At 55.4% G+C, this 21,497-nt stretch carries 15 protein-coding genes; all 15 read right to left on the bottom strand.

Annotated features, from left to right (window positions below; genetic code table 11):
* Positions 1-485: 485 nt before the first annotated feature.
* Positions 486-2,096: an NHL repeat-containing protein gene (locus VMN77_06550; protein HTN43440.1), complete on the bottom strand. Its 1,611-nt coding sequence runs from the start codon at positions 2,094-2,096 to the stop codon at positions 486-488.
* Positions 2,097-2,423: 327 nt separating this feature from the next.
* Positions 2,424-3,413, bottom strand: a complete 990-nt coding sequence (arsS, locus tag VMN77_06545; protein HTN43439.1) for an arsenosugar biosynthesis radical SAM (seleno)protein ArsS — start codon at positions 3,411-3,413, stop codon at positions 2,424-2,426.
* 5 nt (positions 3,414-3,418) lie between these two features.
* Entirely contained in the window at positions 3,419-3,751 is a 333-nt protein-coding gene (locus tag VMN77_06540) for an arsenosugar biosynthesis-associated peroxidase-like protein (protein HTN43438.1), read from the bottom strand.
* A 303-nt stretch (positions 3,752-4,054) separates the two neighbouring features.
* Entirely contained in the window at positions 4,055-4,699 is a 645-nt protein-coding gene (locus tag VMN77_06535) for an NAD(P)-binding domain-containing protein (protein HTN43437.1), read from the bottom strand.
* 118 nt (positions 4,700-4,817) lie between these two features.
* The gene (locus VMN77_06530; protein ID HTN43436.1) at positions 4,818-5,348 is read right to left on the bottom strand and encodes a hypothetical protein; all 531 of its coding nucleotides are present in this window, start codon (positions 5,346-5,348) and stop codon (positions 4,818-4,820) included.
* Between the two features lie 475 nt (positions 5,349-5,823).
* Positions 5,824-6,732, bottom strand: coding sequence for a hypothetical protein (locus VMN77_06525; protein HTN43435.1), 909 nt, complete (start codon positions 6,730-6,732; stop codon positions 5,824-5,826).
* 489 nt (positions 6,733-7,221) lie between these two features.
* The gene (locus VMN77_06520; protein HTN43434.1) at positions 7,222-7,941 is read right to left on the bottom strand and encodes a hypothetical protein; all 720 of its coding nucleotides are present in this window, start codon (positions 7,939-7,941) and stop codon (positions 7,222-7,224) included.
* Position 7,942: 1 nt separating this feature from the next.
* Positions 7,943-8,518 (bottom strand): C39 family peptidase, encoded by a 576-nt coding sequence (locus VMN77_06515; GenBank protein HTN43433.1) that lies wholly within the window; start codon positions 8,516-8,518, stop codon positions 7,943-7,945.
* 486 nt (positions 8,519-9,004) lie between these two features.
* On the bottom strand, positions 9,005-12,463 hold the full coding sequence (locus VMN77_06510; GenBank protein HTN43432.1) for a tetratricopeptide repeat protein: 3,459 nt from the start codon (positions 12,461-12,463) through the stop codon (positions 9,005-9,007).
* A 71-nt stretch (positions 12,464-12,534) separates the two neighbouring features.
* A complete protein-coding gene (locus tag VMN77_06505) occupies positions 12,535-12,822 on the bottom strand; it encodes a PilZ domain-containing protein (protein HTN43431.1) in 288 nt (95 codons plus the stop codon).
* Between the two features lie 19 nt (positions 12,823-12,841).
* A complete protein-coding gene (locus VMN77_06500) occupies positions 12,842-13,213 on the bottom strand; it encodes a response regulator (protein HTN43430.1) in 372 nt (123 codons plus the stop codon).
* A 3-nt stretch (positions 13,214-13,216) separates the two neighbouring features.
* Positions 13,217-15,454, bottom strand: coding sequence for a CHASE2 domain-containing protein (locus VMN77_06495; GenBank protein HTN43429.1), 2,238 nt, complete (start codon positions 15,452-15,454; stop codon positions 13,217-13,219).
* On the bottom strand, positions 15,414-17,912 hold the full coding sequence (locus VMN77_06490) for a PAS domain S-box protein (protein ID HTN43428.1): 2,499 nt from the start codon (positions 17,910-17,912) through the stop codon (positions 15,414-15,416). Before VMN77_06490 ends, VMN77_06495 begins: the two co-directional genes overlap by 41 nt.
* Before the next feature lie 12 nt (positions 17,913-17,924).
* The gene (locus tag VMN77_06485) at positions 17,925-19,274 is read right to left on the bottom strand and encodes a sigma-54 dependent transcriptional regulator (protein HTN43427.1); all 1,350 of its coding nucleotides are present in this window, start codon (positions 19,272-19,274) and stop codon (positions 17,925-17,927) included.
* An 824-nt stretch (positions 19,275-20,098) separates the two neighbouring features.
* On the bottom strand, positions 20,099-21,497 hold a 1,399-nt coding region (locus VMN77_06480), incomplete at its 5' end, for a phospholipase D-like domain-containing protein (GenBank protein HTN43426.1).

The raw sequence follows: 21,497 nt of genomic DNA, 5'->3' as shown, positions 1-21,497 counted from the left end.
TTGGCAATTTTACTGGTCACTAGGCAGATCAAGGACGCGACTGTAGAACGAACAGTGGAGAGGTTTTCCTCCACATCCATTCCGCGGGCGTATTTCGACACCGAGGGAAGCCGAAAAAGACGGGTAAACCCAATAACGGGCGAGGACCCCTTTGCGGTTGGCATTGATCTTCCTCCTGAATGAGCAACGGGTGATGGTAACTCTGGCTCTTGTTAATGATCTCGAGAGGATCATCCCATCCGGAGGAAAGGTCGGTCACTTAAAAACTTTCTTTCTATCACCCCCTAACACGAATCGTTGTATTCAAAGATTAAGATTGAAACGGCGGAAAGACCCCTCCTCTCCGCCGCAACAGAATGGGCACTTAAAGAAACTTGAACAATAAAGAATAAAAACATTACGCGAAAACGGTGAACGACCTATCGCACAATTCTAAACTTTAAAGCAGATTAGCTCGGGAAAAATTCATACGGCCAACAGAGTTTTCATGGTGGATGGGTTTTGGCCTTCCCGGTCCCTGAAAAGGTATCTCCATCCGTTAATGTCCCGGAGACACTGATCCCCACAAGCTCATAGGGACCGACATGGGCCTCCATGGTCGCACAGTCAAAATTAACCTTATACTCAAGTCCGTAGAAATAAGGAGCCTCCGGCGAATTCCGGTCATCCTCTTTTACCCCGGTCCCCGGGAGCGACGTCGCCACGACATTGTCCGGGAAAGTCATTGTGACCACGACAGAAGAATCAACAATATCGTTTGTGGTATGGCCTTCGTCTCCGCTCGTTATATCACCCGGTGTCTTTTCAAAGCTGAACTCAAGCTCCGTTTGGAGGGAACAGGAAGTGGGATTTTCCTCCTCGAAATGCATGCTCGCATTCAGGACGGTCACATTCGAAGGAGGAGGGGGTGGCGGTGCCCCGGGATTTCCATAGCGCAGCACCCGATTATTTGCAAAATCAACCACCCAGACGTTATCGTCCCCATCAAATGCGGCGCTGTGCGGCAAGCAAAGCGACTTCGCGGTCAGCCCCTTCCGATTGCACCCGTTGCTGGTGAAACTCGGTTGTCCGAACACGACGTCCGCAACGGCATCGGTCGTCAAGGGGGAGAAGAAATCCAACATCCGGGAATTGGCATAATCCACCACGTACAAATTCCCCATTAGATCCACGGCCACGCCGATCGGAGAGGCTAGAGATTTATCACTGGGGGCGGTGGGCCCTTTTCCCGCATTGACGATGTTCGACATGAAATTGGGCTGTCCAAACACATGGTCTGCCAAGGTATCACACGTCGAACAACTTCCGAGAGGATTATCATACTCCAACACACGGTTGTTTCGAAAATCGGCCACGTAGACATTTCCCGAAGCGTCCACGGTAACGTCGTAGGGCTGGTTAAGTCCGCTTGGGCCCAACCCGGCGGCGGTTGTCGTAAACCCCGGCTGGCCGATGACCCGGTCGGCCACGATGTCGGTCGAGAGCGGGCTGTCATATTCCAGAATCCGGTTGTTGGCCATGTCCGCGACATAGACATTGCCCGCCCCGTCAACCGACACCGAAAAGGGATCGCACAGCGAGATGGAACTGGCCACAAAGGGTTGAGGATTGCTGCACCCCGCCGTGCTAAAAGTCGGCTGACCGATGACCCGGTCGGCTGTCGTGTCGGTTGTAAAAGGAGAAAAATAAACCATTAACCGGGAGTTTCCGCGGTCCGCAACATATAGATTTCCCCCACCGTCCACCCCGATCCCCATTGGGGCGCACAGTGAATCGGCGGTAATCCCACCATTATCGCATGAGCTCTGTGAAAAATCGGGTTGACCGAGAACCAGATCGGCTGGGGCACCGTTTGTTAAGGATGAAATATCGGCCCAACCCAATACCCGATTGTTATTGAAATCGGACACATAGATCCGGTTGGGAACGGCGCTCCGATCAATCGCCACGGCCACGGGATTGTTAAGGCCCACCTGATTAACCGAGGATTGGCCCTGATTCGAAAGACTGCTGACGAAATCAATCTGGCCTAGAACGAGGTCCGCGGGCGGGTCTTGGATGGGATCGGTTGAATTGCTGCCCTGGTTGTGGGACAAGGATGAGGATGAACCATCACCGCCGCTCCCCCCACCCATAACTCCGCAACCGGCAAGGAGTAAGAAACCGACAGTCACGGTCCAGATTCTCCGGTTTTGCTTCATTAAATACACCAAACCCTTCTTTCCTGGCCAGTTTTAGTATCTGGCATACAGGAAGGCCCCTCCCTCAGTTTTGAGCAGCTTAAAAATAATATTATTAATTATAAAAATCAACTACACGAAAGTGGGTTTTTACTATAAAATCATCTCTTTAATTAAAAATCTTAATCCAGGGGGGAAACTGAAGAGCTCGGGCCTTCCGGCCGGGGATTGCCCTCGCCATTACTATGCGGTGGAGCCTCCACAGCTGCTGCCCGCGCCGGCCGTGCACCCGAAACAGTGCGAAGAGAAGTAAATCCGGCGTTCCATAAGCCTATCGAAATCAAAATTAAAGACCGTCATCGCCTCGGCACCCAGGACCGGCATCTCGGCCATCTGGTTAAAATCGCAATCATAAAGTTTTCCGTCATATCCAACGCTGAGCAGGGACCGGCACATGATCCCCTCCGCCGCGGCCGGGTTAAATGCGTTCACAAGCTTCGTCATATATTCATCATAGACACCCAGATGCTCCAGTTGATTTTTAAAACGATGAATCGGCATGTTCGTGATGGTATAAAGCCGGTTAAAAACGATTCCGAACTCCTGATAAAGTCGGCGTTTGAACTCCGCTTCCAGTCCGGCCTGTGACGCGGGGAGAAAAGCGCCCACGGGGTTGTAGACCAGGTTTAATACCAGGGAGGCGCCGTCTTTTCCATAGCCCTGCGCGTTGAGCCGTCTGAGGCTTTCGATGCTTTTTCGAAACACCCCCTTTCCCCTCTGTTTGTCCGTGAAATATTCCTGGTAGTAGGGCAAGGAAGAGATCACCTCCACCTGATTTTCAGCAAAAAAAACGGGTAAATATTCCTTGGACTCCCTTGTTTTCGGATGACCGTCGAAGGTTACCGTGAGGTTGTGACGAACCAGGACGTGCTTGCCGATCTTTCGCGCTTCCGTCACAAAGTAGTCGAAATGGGAATTGAGCTCCGGAGCTCCCCCGGTTATATCGAGGTTCCGGATGGCGTCATGGTCCCTCAGGATTCTCAGGCACTGATCGACCGTCTTGCGGTCCATTTCCTCGGTGCGATAGGGGGAGGCATCGACATGGCAGTGCTGGCAGGCCTGATTGCAGAGTTTCCCGACATTGACCTGGAGCGTATCGATGGAAAGGGGGGGCAGCTTCAATCCGTGGCGGCCGAGCACGGACAAAAATGGATAGCGAATATCGTCCGGCATCCCGGTTATCCCCCCTGCCGCTCAAGGCCGTTGTGCATTTGAACGGCATGAACCAAGGTCATGCCCGCTTCCATCGAGGCCGCGACATGAACCGCCTCGGTCATCTCCTCCGGATTCGAGCCGTTCTCCAAGCACTGGGTGGTATAGGCGTCGATGCAGTAGGGACACTGCTTGACATGCGCGACGGCCAGGGCGATCAGGGCTTTCTCCCGTTTGGTCAAGGCCCCCTCCTTCCCGGTGGCCTCATTATAATAATCGAAGAACTTTTTCATCAGGTCGCCCGCAAACTTTCCGACTTCCCCGAAGCGACCCAGATCTTTGGACTCGTAATAATTCATCGCTCACGCTCCTTTTATATGACCCAAATGTTTCATTCATTATAATAAGGATGTCGCTTGAATGAAAGGCTTATTTCGACAATTTCAGATTGGGATTGGGCAGGACAGGAACTTAATCCTTACGGCCATTACCGCAATGGGGAAAAAACAAAATTCGTCGCGCCGTCATCGGGAGGTCAATCAAATGATTTCCGGACCGACGAACGGCGGGAAATGGTGGAGTCGATCCGAAGCGAAGTCAAAAAAAAACCGCCCCATTTCGGATGGGGCGGCTATGATCCATGTCGCTTGCAAGGCCCTTATTCAATTTTGGGCCAGCAGCTTGAACGCGTGCATCCAATCGTTGCGGAGAAAGCCCGGGATGCACCAGAGGATGCACAGGGGCTCGATCGCGCGCGCCGCCTCGGCCGGCCCCATGTCCGCCGTTTCCCAGCCGAACTGATCGAGGACTCCGGTCACGATCTTTTTCGCCGCTTCGTCGTTCCCGCAAATGAACATCGTCGGCTTGCCCCCCTTCAAATGCGGATCGACCATGAGTGCGTTCCCGACCGAATTGAAGGCCTTGACGAAGCGCACATTCTCAAACTCGCGCTGCAGCCGTTCCATGAGGGACTCGTCGAGACGGGTGAAGAAATTCAAGACTCCGTTGGTCGGCGGAGCGTCGGCAATGGGATTGGTCGCGTCGATGAGGGGCTTTCCCGCGAGATTCGCGGCGCCCGCGGCGCGGAGAGCCTCCGCCGCGGCAGTGCCCTTGACGGCCAGAACCGCCAGGTCGCCGAATCGGGCCGCCTCCGAAAAACCGGCCACCTTCGCCTTGGGATTTTTTTTCGCCCAATCCGAAAGTTTGGAAGTGGTTCGCGTGCCCAGCATGACTTCATGACCATGCTTTAGAAAACCGGCGGCCAGCGACTTGGCCACTTCGCCCGATCCGAGAATTCCGACTTTCATATAGGACCTCCTCTTCAATCGGTTCATATCCCGCCCGACTTCTCAGATTATAGGAACCCAGCGGAGAAATCAACCGTACCCCGGGTCATAAGCAGGGGGGGAGGCTCCGGGCCGTTCGTCATTCCGCGCGATAGGCATCAAACGCGCGGTCGTGTCCGTCCATTTCCAAGGTGACCGGACTCCCTTTATCGACGCCGATCAGTTTCGTAACCACGGCAACCCTCACCTCAAAACTCTGGGTCTGGCCTTTTCCGGTCTCGAGCGTGATGCGCCGGTCGACCCAGTCGAAGTGTTGAATCGTCCCGGTGACTTCATCGCCGATATAAGCCCCGGTTCCATGCGGCGGGGCGACGGCCAGGATCGTATTGGCCCGCGCGTCCAGAATCAGGTCCACCTGATCGCCCGGTTTGATCGAGGGCCTTCCATCTCTCTTTATTTCATTCATCCCGTAGGTCCGGATTGTTTTCTGGTTTGTTTGGAGAAATACCATATCGCTTGCGATCCTTGTTACGGTTGCGGTGACGCTTCGATGGGATGCGCGATCGTTCGGATGCAGGTAGGGCTCCCCCACCCTTTGATGGGCGGCGTACGCCGTCGAGTAAGAGGATGCAAGAATCAAAAGCGTCAAAAATAATTTGCGTCGACACATGGCACGCCTCCTTGTGTGCTATAGGGTGCGCTGTTTTGTTTTTTCGCATTCTTTACCTAAAGCGGTCCATTGGAGGAGGACGAAGGGCACACGGGGGCCATGACGATTGGTTTGAAAAGAAGGAGGGAAAACCCGGTCCCATCGAGAGCCTCCTTGTTCGAGGACTCTGAGATACAAAGCCATTGACTGGGGGGCAGAAAAAAACTACAAGAAGATTCCGAGGGAAGCGCTTGGGGAAGTGGAGGAGGAGTATTTACCGTTCAACAGGAAGAATCGTCTCAGCCTGGTAATGAGGTTACAATACTATAGCAAGGATCCGCGAATGTCAAGATCGGGTCGGATCGGTCACCCAAAAGTCATGACCCTTTGAACGTCGGCCGTGGTGATGGGGGCGTGGCAACCACTTCCCGAGCCCCCATCACCGATATCTGAAGTCACACCTGAGAGAATAAAACGTCTTGATGCACCCGCGAGGCTATCCTTCCCCGTTTGAAAAATTAATCGGATCCTTTGTGATGGTGGAACCGGCCCACACCATCGCCATCACAAGACCGGCCACCGCCCATAGGCCGTACTCCACGAACCCGCCCGCCCCGTGTTGACCTCTTTGGATTTCACGGACGACGGCGACTTGTTGCACATAATCTTCCGGCGTACGTTTCCACGAAAGATCCGACTGCAATTGGCCGAAGATTCGGCCCACACGGGCCGTTTCGGAGGCCTCCATCATTTCAGCCGACCGGTTGGCCGAATGGATCGCTTCGCTGTACATTACGGGGATCGCCCCACGAAGTTCGATTTGTTGGGCCGTCAGGGAGCCGAGATCTGACTCCAGGCGGTACAAGATCCGTCCCTGGATTTTATGTAAACGGTCTGTTTCATGCTGGAACGCCGCAAGAAAGGCTTCGCCTCCTTCCGGCGCGTTCCGAAAAGCGGCGACGGCGGCCATTCCAAGCTTTTCCTGCCAGCGGGCCGGTTGCTCCTCGTTAAATCGCTGGAGCTCCGCACGCGCTTGAATTATGGACCCCTTAAGCCCCTCCTGTTTCATCCATATTGTCTGTGCGGTGTTTGCGATGGACTGTCCAAGCAACTCCTGCTGCCGGGCCTGCCGCCCGTTTTCAAATGCCGTATACTGTTGGAGTGTTTTGTCCCATTGTTCCTGAAGCCGTGCGTGCCGCTCCTGATCGAAACGGGCCAACGCCACGATCCGGAACCCGGCCTCTTCCTGGACGGTGCCGCCGGGAACGGAGACTCCCGCCGGCCGGATGGACCGAATGAACGAACGGAAGGACGGAATGGCCGCGATCAACACCAACAGGCAAAAAACTCCGATCATTGCGCCTGTCGAATAGATCGGCTTTTGTATGGTTTCCTCGAGTCTCATTTCATGCCCTCCTTGCCTTACTAATGGTTTGGTGCGTGGGCTCATTGATGGACGATCAGACGCCGATCAAGAACCCGATAAACAACGCCGCCATCGTCGCGGCCAGAACGAATTGAGTCGTGGCGTGTTTCATCTGGATCACCTCCTCTTGCTTGGTTTATTTTGTGACACCCGGAGATATTGCAGATCGTGTGCCAGAGAGGACTTCGAAGATCGGTCCCGCAATCGCGCGACGATTACTACTTGTAGAATCGACGGTTACAATAAGAAAAATTCCAAGGAGGGTTGGGAATAGAAATAAGGTGAAGAATTTTTACGGCGAGAAAATTATCCGAACAGATAATGGCGATGTTCGATTAGATACGGATTGATTGATGAAAGATAAGACAGTATATGATTTCGCCAATGAGGAGGGATTACCACTTTCCGATGCGTCAAGCGGGCGACATTGTTCATGCCGCCCGACCGATTCTCCCCGGGCCGCGTTTCTCATCCCCCCATCGACTCATCCATATGCTCCAACAGACGCGCGGCCTTCCTCAAAGCCTTCAGGGCTTCCTCCAAGGGTACCGTCTTAAAAATGGAAAGTTGGCCGACGTTCCGCAGTGGTACGAGAATATCATTTCTCTGGTCTTCAGCGTTGATCCACATCGCTTCAAAATTAAGAGCAGGCACGCGTAATAGCCTTAAATGAGAACCCTTCCCGGCCTTTTCAACAGCAGCCAGCGCTATTTTCCGAGCTCTCAGATATACATCCATGTATATCTTCGATATAGCCATTTGTCGAACGCGCGGTTCTTCCTTTTCGGCCGCAACCCCTTCTCCTGATACGAAGCCGTGGCTCCCTATTTCATTCTCATCCCCTTCCCTTGATATAGTGCGGGGTCTTTCGCCTAGGCCTACAGTTTTTCTATATTCAACAACATCAAAGAAGGCAACCGGCGTCGCGTTTTTAAATCCAAAGACACGAAGGGATACCGGTATGGGCACCGATCGCTTATCAAGTAAGGAGTCCAACCCAAGAAAATAAACCTGATCCGCGACATCAAAGGAGATCTGTTCGGGGGATATTTCCCTTAGCTCCAAAAGGGGAATTACCTCCCGAATCCGGCGAACAATTGATTTTCCCACATTCGGCTCTACCACCTTTACATTTTTCAAATTTGATCGCAATTTTAATTCTTTTCGGTTCGGCTCTTTCGTCACCATCTTATTCTCCCTTCGTAAAAAAGATATCGGTCCACCTGCCATCGATAACGCCCCAACCTTTATCATGTTTATTATAGTCGCCGTAATTTTCCGAGACTGGCATGGTACTGTGAATAACATAGTATGGATCCGCGGCCACGAAATACGGCGACTGGGGGTCATGCGTCACCGTTTCGTAGCCGTAGATAACTACAAAGTGCCCTCCCCCTCCTTCGAGTCCGATTCTCGCAGCGACGGGGCGTCGTTTATCGATTTCGCGACAAACTTCCTCGAATAGTTCCTGAGGGAATTTTCCATCAGAGGATTTTTTAATATGGGATTTTCCAGCATAGTTTTGGGTGCATGTTAGGGCATTTTCTAAATTTTCCGGGTGGTCACACTTATCCGGATTTTTGCAGCAGTCTTTAACTTTATACTTTTTGAACAGATTTTTATATTCGAATAGCGCGTTGGCAACCCCGCACTGAGTCCACGGGCTTGATCGGGAATAATACTTCGACACCCCGACCGCCACGGCCGCCCAGCACCAGTAATTTCCACACTGGTCATCGATGGTAAATTTTAGCCGTTTCCCCATAGGCTCTCCACTTAGTGATAAATGGATTGACCCTTCCCTGATTCTTTGAAAATTCAGATTCAGGGAAGGGTCTCCCCACTTCACAACTTCTCCGCATCGGATGGCTAAATGCTAATTTAAGGGCAGAGACAAGCGTATCTTCCGTTTACGAAACCTGGATGGCAACCGGTCGGACAACCGCCGCCATTTCCAGGTCCTTTGGGCGTATTTTTCGAAGTTGACTTGGGAATACCAAAAAGAACCGGAACCAACTTAAGTTGCGTTGGATCGCCACGGCGTATAAATTGGAACGGCTTGCCCTTCCCGTCCCGAATATCGACCTTTCCATTGCGACTGATTTCAACTTGGAATCTGTATGCCTTCTCCATGATAATTTCCTCCTTTTTCGTTTAATGCGTATGGAACCCTTCCCGACGACGTCTTGCGCGACGGGATTATGTTTTTGCCATCCATATCCTTCCTCCTCCTTTCCTCCTCCGATTTTCCTCAAAAACTCAGCGTCAGTTTTGCAAATAAAAATCTGGCCGGCTGATATTGAGGGAGCTGCTGCATCACTGAAAACGTTTGTTCTACATCAAAAAACTGGAAATTCCGATCAAAAAGATTATCTACCCCAATTGTGAATATGCCATCACGCTTCGGAAGACGATAGCCCAACGAAGTATCCCAGATCCAAAAACGAGATGCGCCCGACTCATACGTGGTGGCGAATCCCGTCGGATCGGTATTAAAAACGCCCTTTTGATCGATAAAGGTTGCCGTCACCTTCAGGAAAGCTCCCGAAGAATGATAAAGATTCAGCCCTAAAGGGACCCGTTGTGTCGTAAGTTTTGTGAAAAAATCGCTCGTGAAATTTCCATCGGTCCTGTCCACAAAATACTCTGCGCTAGCCGCCACCCAGGATAATGGGGTCCAGTTAAGATAAGCCCGGCCTCTTTTGATGGTTTCATCTTGATTTTGGAAATCAATGGCTCCACTGGAGAAATAGACAGGCACGGGGACCGTCAAATTCCTTCTCGTTAATTCTATTCCTCCGAGAATATCCGAAGGAAATTTTTGGTCAACCCCAATTCCATATTGTTTTGAATCAACGGCGTCTTCGTTAAAATCCTGATGGAATTGTTGAAACCCGGCCACCTGGGTCGGCTCGATCGTCTGATTCGAGACCAGGTCCCGCCGAATCGTGCGTAACCAGGCCAGGCGGAAGGTGGTCGAACGTATCGGATTCCACATCAGTCCGGCCTTCGGGTTAAATTGTTTCCGGTCCAGGGTATCATGTGTTATACGGTCATAACTCCCCCCAAGCGTGAGAGTCACGTGGCCCGGAATATTAAATTGCGGATAGAGATAATAGTTGTAATGGCGAAGCGTCGTCTCGGTTGGAGGAAATTCCTGGATAAAATAGGGATTAAAATATAGGAGATCGGTTTCGAGCCTTTGAGGCCCGGCGAAATACCCCGCACCTGAAGTCACGTTCAGTTGCACGGTGTGGAAGAGATATTGACCCTCAACGGTCCGGGCCCGTGATATTGAATCCGAATTATAACCCGTATCGGGAGGGAAAGCTATCGGCGTAAGATCACTGGCGTTATTTTGGAGTTTTTGATAGAAGCCGGAAAGGATAATGTCGGAAGTGGGCGCGGGTGCATAATGAACCCCCAATCGATAGGAATCTATCCTATTATCCAGATCAAGCGTTTTAGAAAAGAAATCCGGGAAAAACTTTTGTCCAAGATCGCCTTGGCCGGTATCATTAACCTGAACCTCACCTTGAATACTGAGCTTCGTGGTCATGGCAATCTGCGTAAAGGCATCGTAAATATTTTGATCCAGATCGGCGTTATCCCGAAAACCCTGGGTTCGATAACGAAACTGGCCGAGGCTAAGGGAATACCGGTCATAAAGCGCGGTGCCTACAAGCTCCTCTCCCCAGGTTTCGTTGTTGCCGACGAGTCCCGACCCAAGTAGTGATATCCGGTTTTGGTTGAAGAGTTGCGAATACTCGTTAAATGAAGGAGCTGCTGGACCGGCGCCGGGGGCAACGGCCGAGCTATCACTGAGACTCGGCTGAACCGGGTTGTTGTTGAGCGGCTGCAGGAGCTGACTCTGAAGGAGGTCGCTTTGCCGGGCGATCTCGGAGTCGGGCAGTGCGGCGTAAGAATCGGAAAGAAACCGGTGGCCGGAGTAATTCACCGGATCGGTATTCACCGATTTAAAGGCCTCCGCAAGGGCCGCTTGCTGAAATCCGAGGTCGTCATAGATCCGCCCGAGGTTCACGCTCCGAGCGGCCTGGTCGGTGTCCAGGAGAAGCTGAGACCGGAATACCGCACGGTTATCGTTGAGCTCGATCGATTTCTCCAGATCATGAAGTGCCTCGACCGGGCGGTTGACCGTCTGCTTTCGTATCGCGTCATAAAGATAGGACGTCGGGTCCTTCGGATCGAGTTTCTTCGCCTGCTCAAACTGAATCTCGGCCTGCGGATCGCGTTTTTCTTCATAATAGGCCTTGCCCAGGTAGCTTCGGATCAGCGCGTTGTTGGGATCGAGCGATGCGGCGACCTCGATTTCCTTTCGGCCGTCTTCAAGGTTTCCCTCGCGGATCAAGGCCAGCCCTAACCCCAGTCGCGGCATCGGGTCGGCCGAATTCAGCGCGATGGCCTTCCCAAAAGCCTCCTGGGCCTTGGCAATCTTGATCTCGGTGAGATAGGCGAATCCCAGAACGGTTTGTATCCGGACCTCTTTTGGATTTAGCGCGGCCGCTTTGTTTGCGGCCTCGAGCGCGTTGTCGAGGTAGCCATGGGCCATCCAAAGCTCGGCCAACCGGGCCCAGGCCAACGCCGCTTCGGGATCGAGTTCCACGGCCTGTTGGACCGCCGCCAGGGCTTCGTCGAGTTTGAAGTTGGCCTGATCGGCATACGAGAGCGCGATCTTGACGCCGACCGAGTCCGGCTCCGCCAGTGCGGCTTCCATCGCCCGCTTCAGCGCGGCTTCCTTATCGTTCTGGACCACCGCGATCACGGATTGAAGGGCGAGCGCAAGGCCGTTTCCCGGGGCGACCCTGAGCGATTGCTCGATATCCGATTTGGCCTGATCCACCCGGCCGACCGACAGGAGCAACGATGCCCGAAAGGCATAGAACCGGGAATCGTCGATCGTTTCCGGCGCGCCTTGGATCGCGGCAAACGCCTTCACGAACTCGCCTTCGTTGTAAGCGGTGATCGATCGTTGGACCATCGAACGCCAATCGGTCTCCGGCAGTCCTTCGGCCGCCTGGAGGCGAAGATCGCGAAGGCTCAAGATGGGCGGATAGTACAGCGCCCATTGAATGGCGTCCCTCGGACGGACCGGGATTCGAACCACCGGAGGTTGTCCGGCGATCGTGACCGCCTCTTCCCCGGCCTTGACCGTCGCGCTTCCGGCATCGTTTTTCAGGTTCATCTGCCCTTCGATCACCGTGATGGTGGTCGACTTGTCGTCCGGATTGACCTTTATATTGAACTCCGTCCCGCCGCTGGCCGCGTTGACATACGGCGTCTCGATCGTCAGGGGCCGGGGATAGCGGCTCATGAAAAACGCGCTTCCGGTCAGGAGCTGAAGCAGGCTGGGGCTTTCGGGTTTGAGGGACGAGAACTTGACCATCGTGTTCTCGTCCAAACGGATGGTGGTTTCGTTTTTAAGGATGAAGGCCGCCCGGCTTTTTTCCAGGGTCCGGACGCGGTCCTCCGGGCAGTAGGTATCGTCGAGCTTGACTGCCTGCCAGTTTGTCTCGCCCGCGGGTAGCGACTCCACGCGGCCTTCGATCGAAACGATCTTGGCTACCCACTCACTGCATTTGGCCCGTGGCTGCGTCTGCGCAAGCGCGACGGTTCCCGGGAGAAGAAAGAGGAATCCGAGCGCAAGGCTCGAGCTGATCCAACGCATGGTCAATTCCTTGAGCCGGTTCATGGCTCCGTTTCCCCCGACCTGAAACAAGTCGGGAGCCTAGACGCCTCAAAGGATTTAGAAATTCTACACGATTAGATTAAAAATTGAAACCCCACCTGATAGACTTCCCGTCCCTCTCTTTTCATCCACCGCACCAAACCCAGAACCGGCACGGCGATCTCATGTTCGGTCAGCGGTATCCAGGCTTGAACCACCGTTCCCTTGTCGGGAGGCGGCGTCCCGGTTCGGATTCGCGCCCCCCCGTTACCCATATCCAGGATTTCCCCGCGGCCGGACAGGCCGCCCATCGGCCTGAAATCTACCGGCCGGACATAAAGAGCCCGTTTCGCTTCCCTTTTTTCTTTGGTCGGACGACTCATGATGCCTCCATCGGTATCGTCATGTTGTGTTCTTTAGCCCCCGCTCCAGAGCTTCCCTCAGTCGATCCGGATCCACCGGTTTGAGGAGACAAGCCTCGGCCCCGACGGCCAGCACGTCCAAAATCTTCTCTTTGACGGAGGTGATCATGATGACCGGCGTGTTCGGCCGGTTCTGCTTGATTTTTCTGAGCGCCTCGATGCCGTCCAATTCCGGCATTTTGATGTCCATGATCACCGCGGAAAAATCCCCCCGTCCCACCTCCTCCACGGCCTCCTGTCCGTTCGAGACCGTGTGGACCTGATACCCCAACGACTCCAGACGGTCCTTGAGGACCAGGAGGGTGTCCGGATCATCGTCCGCAAGAAGGATCCGCTTCATCGCAGATGGCATGGGCTACTCTTCCCCCCTTTTTAACGCCGGAACAAGGATGCAGAACTCGCTGCCCTTCCCGAACTCGCTCGTCACCGAAATCGTCCCACCATGAAGATTCACCAGGGTCTTTACAATGGAGAGCCCCAAACCCAGGCCATTTGAAGGAGTCCCGGACCGGCGGCCGGCCTGATAGAAGGGCTCGAACAATTTGGCCAGGTCCGAAGACGGAATTCCTTCCCCGGTATCCGTGACCGTGATCATCACCCGCTCCGGATCTCTCCGCCCAATCGTCACCGTGATCTTGCCACCCGCGGGCGTGAACTTGATCGCGTTGTCCACCAGATTCGTGATCACCTGGATGAATTTATCCCGGTCGGCCGATACCTGCAGGGTCGGATCCGGACAGACCACTCCCAGGGTCAGGTCCTTCGCGGCGGCCAGCGGGCGGAGCTGCTCGATGACCTCTTCGACCAGATCGAATAAACAAAGCGGTGCCCGATCGAGATGATGGGTTCCCGACTCGATCCTGGACAGGTCCAGAAGGTTCGAAATCATTCGGGTCAGGCGGTCGGCATTGGCCCGCACCCGGTCCAGGTATTCCCGCTGTTTCGCATGGAGTTCGCCGGTCAACCCGTCCATCATGTTGTCCACGAAGCCCTTGATCGAGGTGAGCGGGGTCTTAAGCTCGTGCGACACATGGGAAAGGAACATGGACTTGAGCCGGTCCATTTCTTTCAACTGTTCATGGGCCGCCTCCAGTTTTCTGGCCTCGCGGTATTTCCACAACACCGCGAGAACAAACGCCGGGGGCGCCTGAAACGCGACGGGGATCACGACAGGATACCAAACGCCGGCCAGTTTAAACTGATAGTAGACGAACCCGAAGGTGACCAGAACCAGCCCCACGATGGCGAACACGGCGGGCAAGGGACGAAGCCGAAAGCCGAGGATCCCCGCCGCAAGGCCGAACGCTGAAAGCGCCATTATTTGCGTTGGGAATCCGATCGGCCGGATCGGCCGGTCCTCAAGGAGGTTGGCCGTCGCCGTCGCACAAATCTCGACCCCGCTGAGGTCCCGGCCGTTGGGTTGTGAAAAAACCGTCGGATAGGCATCCATTTGCGAATAGGGTGAGAATTCGGACGACCCGATCAAGACGATCTTGTCCTTGAAATCCACCGGCCTGCCGTCGGCCAAAACGGGATTCGGTAGTTGAAGCGCCCGGTCGTAAGGCACCGTCGTGATCGTGTGGGTGGGTCCGTAAAAATTCAGGTAGCGGCTGTTGCCGGTTCTGTACATGTTCAGGAGCCCTTTGAGGAGGTCCGTTCTTACGGCGTCCGGATGCGGCCCGCTTGGATCTTCCAGATCTTTCATCATGATCCCGGAGATCAAGGTCTCGTTCCCAAGGATTTCCTTCAGGGTCCGGATCAGTTTATGGGTTACATGGTCGTCCGCGTTTTCTTCCCGCCCGAGGTTCATGAGCCTCCGGGCTTCGGCAACGGATGACCCGTTTCTCTCATCGAGCGCGGCTCTCGCCATCCTTGGATCCAGGAGGGCCTTCTTCATCAGATCGATCAGATCCCCGTAGGCCGGCATGGCAAACATCTGGAATATCGTGACCGGCATCGTCGCGAAATCCCCGGAATCGTCCTTGAACGTCCAGAACTGGCTGACCGTCAGCGGAACCTTGGGCAGGGGAAAGGCCGCGACCGAGGCCGCCTTTTGGGCCAGATCCGACGCCGGGGGCATCATCCGTTCCACCATTATTTCCCCGGCGGTACCCCCCGACGGGCCTTGGAGGGGAACGGCCTCTTTCTTGAAGTACCCCAGCAGCACCACATTGCGCGCCTTTTCGATCGCCTTGCCAAAGACCCGATCTTCTTCGGAGGAATGGCCCTCATCAAAATAGAGGTCAAAGGCGATGACGCTCGCGCCGGCCTCCGCCAATTTTTCGATCAGGCGCGCGTGATAGGTGCGGGGCCATTTTCGGGGGTCACGCGGCAGGTTCAGATGACCGGCGGACTCCTTATCGATCGCGATGACAACCACCCCCGGAGGGGCTTGCCTTGGGCCCCTCAAATTGAAAAGAATGTCGAGACCGATTTGCTCTTCGAGGTCGTTTCCGACCGGAAGAAGGCTGATCGCAAGACCCAAAGCGGCGGTCAGCAGACCGACGATCACCGCCCGGGTGACCGGCCGCCCGATCAGCCTTCCCGCGGCCTCAGGAATCCAGCGGGAGCGTGAATGAAAACTCGCTGCCATTTCCGACCTCGCTGGCGACCCCGATTTGGCCCCCATGCATTTCAATAATATGCTTCGCGATGTACAGACCCAGACCGGTCCCGTTGCCAATTGAAAACGATTCGGGCCCGACCCGATAAAATCGCTCAAAGATCCTCGACTGTTTCTCCCGCGGAATTCCGATCCCCGTATCCCGGATCGAGGTCAGGATGAACTTCTCATTCCGCCGGAGGGCGATCGTGATCCGGCCTCCCGGAGGGGTATACTTGATCGCGTTGACGAGGAGATGGGCGACGACCTGCTCCAGTTGGTCACGGTCCCCTCGAACCCGGCTTTCCCCCTCGAACGGGCTCACGGCGACCTCGAGGCGCTTCTCCTCGGCGACCGACCGGAGGTTCTTGACCGCCTCCTCAATCAGATCCCGGAGGGGCAGGGGCGTCAATCGGAGGGTCATCTTCCCCGATTCGATCCGTGAGACATCCAGGAGGTCGCCGATCAGTGCGGCCAGGTGTTCCGCATTCCTGGACATCCGGCTCAGATATTCCAGTTGTTTCTCAGTCAATGCCCCGGCGATGCCGTCCTTCAAGTTATCGATGTAACCTTTGATGGAGGTGAGGGGTGTTCGCAGCTCATGGGAAACCTGGGAGACAAAATCCGATTTCAAGCGATCCACCTCTTTGAAGCTCGTGATGTCATGGAGGACGGCCACCTTGCCCAGGAGATCGCCCCGCTCGTTCTTCAGCGGCACGGCGGCGGCCTTGAGCACCCTGGGAGAGACGAGTGCGGGGTCATTGACTTCGATCTCTTTCGTCACAGACTCGGCCGAGTTCGCGAGGACCTCGGACAGTTCCGGAAGGTGAGGGGACCCGGGCCGATCCGTCGTTGGGGCATGGCCCTGACTTCCCAGCAGCATCCGGGCGGCCGGGTTGATCAAAAGGATTTTTCCATCCCGATCGGTCACGATCACCCCGTCGGCGATTTCGTGAATGATCCGGTCCGTCTTCTCCTTTTCACGGTTGACCTGATGAAGGACGTCTTCGAGTTCGAGGGTCCGCTCCTGGATTCGCTCCTCCAGGGTCAGGTTGAGGGCGGCGAGTTTCTGATAGGCCTCCCGGATGACCGATTCCGCCCGTTTCCGGTCGGTAATGTCGGCGGCGACACCGACCACGCGGTAGACTTTACCGAGTTCGTTTCGAACGGGAAACGCGCGATCCCGGATCCAACGGACCGATCCGTCAGAACGCATGATCCGATATTCCTCGTCATACTCCCCCCGGGTCTGCTTCTCAAGAGCGGCCACCCTTACGCGCTCCCGATCCTCCGAATGAATGGCATCCATCCAGGAAGTCGGCTGCTCATATAGACTCTCACGCGTGCGTCCCCAGATGGTCTCGTATGCGGGACTGATGTAAACCATCCGGTTTTTATCGACCGAGGTCATCCAAAAGACCTCCGCAATATTCTCCGTCACCTGGCGGAACCGCTCCTCCTTCTCCCGCAAGGCCTCTTCCGCTTTCAGCCGGTCCCTTTCGTCCCGTAACGTCACGACGGCGCCGACGTTCACGCCGCGTTCGCGAATCGGATTGCAGACCGAGTCGACGGGAAAGGTCGTGCCGTCCCGATGCAGAAGCGTCTTATCGTCGCAACGGCATGCCTTCTCGCCTCGAATCGCATGGATCAAATCCCGGTTGCAATCGGGATAGGTTCCGTCGGAATTCTTCAAGATCCGATCGACGGGCCCCCCGACCAGTTCCTCGACGGGACGGCCCGTCATTTTCGCCACGGCGGGATTGGCGAAGGTGATCTTCCCTTCGAGGTCCAACCCGAGAATTCCCTCCCCCGCGGAATTGAGCACAAGGTCGGCACGGGCCCGGGCCAGTTCGCTCACCCGCCAAACCACCAGAAGCGCCACGCTCTCACACAGAATAAACGCGGCGTGAATGATCGCCCATTTCCATGGGTGAACCATCGCATCCGGATGGTTGTACACGGCGGCTGGGATGAACTGGCCCGTGAGCCCGTGCTCGATCAGCACGAAGCAAATGGCCATAAGGTACGGGATCCAATCTTCGTAAATGGCGATGAGGGTCAGCATAATGAAGAAATGGAAATGGGCCTCGATGTATCCGCCCGAGAATTGCACCAGGATCGCGGAGGAGGTCACGAGGCCGACGCTGGCGATCGCCGAACGGGTGCAGCGCCCGATCGTGGTCCGGGTTGCGGCAAACGCCAGGGCGGCGATCACCGATCCCTCGCCCAGGCTTTGAACCGCCCCGTATCCTTTGTAGATTCCAAAACCGGCGAGTCCGAACGCGTGGAGCCATAGAAGGACGAGGATCCCGCGGTGTCGGCCGTTCCATGCCGTCTCGGAAAGGGCCCGGCCTTCCGGGATCATCTTCGGGATGATCTTCGGGAACGGGCGGACCGCCGACAGGACCCGCCGGACGGGGGTATCATTGGATGGGGACCGGTTCATCATGATTCGCGTGGCTCACCTGACATTTAACTTTTTAATCAACCGCGCCAGATAGGTTCGCTGAAGCCCCAAGAGCTCGGCCGTCCGGGCCTGATTCCCCCCGCTTCTCTGCAGGGCGTTCCGGATGACCTGTTTTTGATAAGACCGAACCGCGTCATGGTAAGGCTTCCCAAAATGTTCTTCCTCGGAGGGGCCGGTTGCGGGAAGGAGGGAAAGGTTTTCCGGTAAAATCTCATTCCCTTCCGCCAAAACGACCGCCCGCTCGATCAGGTTCCCCAACTCCCTCACATTTCCCGGCCAGTGATAATGCCTAAGGCGATCCATCGCCTCGGGGGAAATTTTCATCACCGGCTTCTTCACAATTTGGCAGGATCGTGTAAGAAAAAACCCGGTCAAGAGGGGAATGTCCTCGGCCCTCTCACGCAGGGGCGGAAGGGAAATGGGGACCACATTCAGACGGAAGAAGAGGTCTTCCCGAAACCCTCCTTCTTGAACCTTCCGATGAAGATCCTGGTTGGTTGCCGCGATAATCCGGATATCGACATGAATCGGCTTGTTCCCCCCCACCCGTTCAAACTCGCGTTCCTGGAGCACCCGGAGAAGTTTGGCCTGAAGATCCGGCTTGAAGTCGCCGATCTCATCCAGAAAAACGGTTCCCCCGTTGGCGATTTCCAATTTTCCCCGCTTCATCTGATGAGCCCCGGTAAAGGACCCCTTTTCATGGCCGAACAGCTCACTCTCGACCAGTTCGTCCCTCAAGGCCACGCAATTGACCACGGTGAAAGGGTTGTCGGCTCTCGGGCTCCAACGGTGGATGGACCGGGCAAACATTTCCTTGCCCGTTCCGCTTTCGCCCAGAAGCAGGACGGTGGAGGCGGTGGCGGCCACCTTTCTGGCCGTCTCGATCACCCCCTTCATTTTTGTGCTCTCCCCCAGTATCTCACTGTAAGGAGCGTTCAATTCCCCCCGGAGATAAAGGTTCTCTTGTCTGAGCGCCCTGCATTCAAGGGCCTTCTTAATGACGAGATCGAGATGGTCCGGCGAGAAGGGTTTTGTAATGAAGTCAAAGGCCCCCTCCTTCATTGCTTCCACGGCCTTTTCGATCGTACCAAAAGCCGTAATAATGATGACCGAAAGCTCCGGATACTCCTTGAGTTTTTTCAACACCTGCAAGCCACTCATATGAGGCAACTGGAGATCGAGAAACATCAGGTCGGGATCTTCCTTGGCCGCTTTATCCAGAGCCTCTTGTCCACTTTCGGCGGTAACGACGATATATCCGAGGGAGTCCAGGCGATCGTACAGGATTTTCCGGATGTCCGGATCATCGTCCACGACCAGTATTTTTCCTTTATAGGTTTTCACATCGCCACCTCATTTTCCACGGATCATCTAGAACCCAACATTCATATCGACAGGAAATGATGGCCTCCGCCGGCAAATACATGGGGGGATCATGTGTCCCCAGAATTCTCCCGGGTTCAGGAAGAGCAACTTTGATGCCATCATTTAAATAATGAATTACAACCTAACTCATTGATTAAGTAAGAATCGAATCGACGCGCCAAAAATATTGCCAGCCGAATTGTATCTAAATAGATAACAGCGTTATCCAAAGAGATACATTCAACCTATCGCCCCTCTTCCGCCCCAGGCTCGGCGAAACCGGACCTTCTCCTACAGGAAGAGGTAGTGCTCGCTACGCGGATTCAACGAATTCGAGGTCACCGGAAAAAGGCAGACGGACAAAGGTTTCCACGTCGCTTGTAGAAATATAGAGACTTAGCTTTCTTAATATGAAAAGGTTGGCCGTTTTGGTAAGGATATATTGGGAGGCTCTCCGAAACGCCGTCAAGCGGGATATGTGTTGCCCTATGCCGCATGGGAAACGCTCAGATGGTCGTTGGATCCGCGGAGCCACAGATGGCATTGAGACCATAGTCCATGGCTCGATTGTCCAACGAACTGAATTTTAGAACCTAAAATCCGGGGGGGGAAACGGGATTTAAGCCGCGCTACCCCGCCCCGGCAACAAGGAAATGGATGATAGCATAATGGAGGAAAACTTACAATATTTCTTGAATACTCATCCGGTTCGGGATTAACGAATGGGGTTTTTGATTTACGAAATCACCGTTGGTCGTCCATCGGAATGCGAAAGCAAGACCCGGACTGGTGTCGCGCCGGGATCATGACGTCTCCTGCCCCCCCGTACCTGTAACCCGCCGGGTCCTGCCGCGGCGCAGCTTGTACCCCCGGTATAGCAGCGCGCCGGAGATCCAAGCGAGAATCAGAACGACCGGATAGGCCAGCAGGCGCGGGAAGAACGAAAAGAGAATCGCCAGGGGAAGCAACAGCGCACCGGCCGCAGTCGTCATGCGAGATTCGACCGGTTCGATCACCCGACGGTTCGTGAAGGCCGCGCCGACGGCATGGCCGATGCGGATCGCCCCGGCCGCGGCGCGTCCCATGCTCCCTCCGCCGCGGGTTCGAATCGGGTGCGGATGGCGCGGTTGATTCGGCGCGCGCACCTTCTGTTTTGCATCCAGCACAATCTCGGTCGCGTTCTCCAGGTCCCGAAGGTAGGTCTGCTCCATCAGGCGCGCGAACGGTTCGTCTTCAACAACGACATCCATCTCGCAGTTTCCGAACCAACTGGCGATGTTGAGATTGGAGGAACCGACGCGCGCCCAGTGTGAATCGGCCACGGCCGTCTTCGCGTGCAGCATCGCCCCGTTCCACTCGAAGATGCGCACCCCCGCTTCCAACAAGGGCTGATACCCCGCCCGGGACAGCGGCTTCAGAACCGGAATATCCGTGGCGTTCGGCACAAGCAGGCGCACGTCCACCCCGTCCTTCGCGGCCGCCCGCAGCGATTGAACGTAGGCGGTGTTGCCGGCGTAATAGGCATCGGTCAACCAGAGGCGATTATTCGCGAGCGCGGCCACAAGGTGATCCACGCGGAACAGCCCGGCGGTCGCCGGCACGCTCGCCACCAGGCGAAGGGCCGTTTCGCCTTTCCTCGCGAGCGCCTCCCGACCGATCAACTCGCCATCGGGAATTGGCTCGCCGATCATCGCCCAGACCTCCGCGAAGGCCTGCTCGATGTCCGCCACCGACGGCCCGCGCACTTCCACTCCGGTATCGCGCCACGGTTCCCGCCTCTTTTCCGGCTCCCCGAGCCACATCCGGCCGACGCACAATCCGGTGACAAAACCCACCTCGCCGTCCACCGACAGCATCTTTCGATGGTCGCGGCTGATCCAGCCGAACGGCGAGTCCCAGCGCGGCGGGTTATAGCAACGCACCTCCACGCCGCCCGCGCGCAAGCGGTTCCAGAAAGCACGTGACGCTTTTCTGAAGCTGCCCATCCAGTCGTAAACGAGCCGCACGCGCACGCCCTCGCGCGCCTTCGCCACGAGGGCGTCGGCGAACATCCGACCCGCCTCGTCTTCCTGGACGATGTAGTTTTCGAAGTAAACATGGCGTTTTGCCGCGCGGATCGCATCGAGCCACGCCGGATAATTTTCCCGCGCGTCGATGAGGAGGCGGATTTGGTTGCCTTCGATCAGGGGGGCCCCGGCCGCG

The organism is Nitrospiria bacterium, assembly GCA_035498035.1.
Taxonomy (GTDB): Bacteria; Nitrospirota; Nitrospiria; order JACQBZ01; family JACQBZ01; genus JACQBZ01.
The sequence above is the reverse complement of the archived record's forward strand: the minus strand, read 5'-3'. Positions and strand labels throughout refer to the sequence as shown.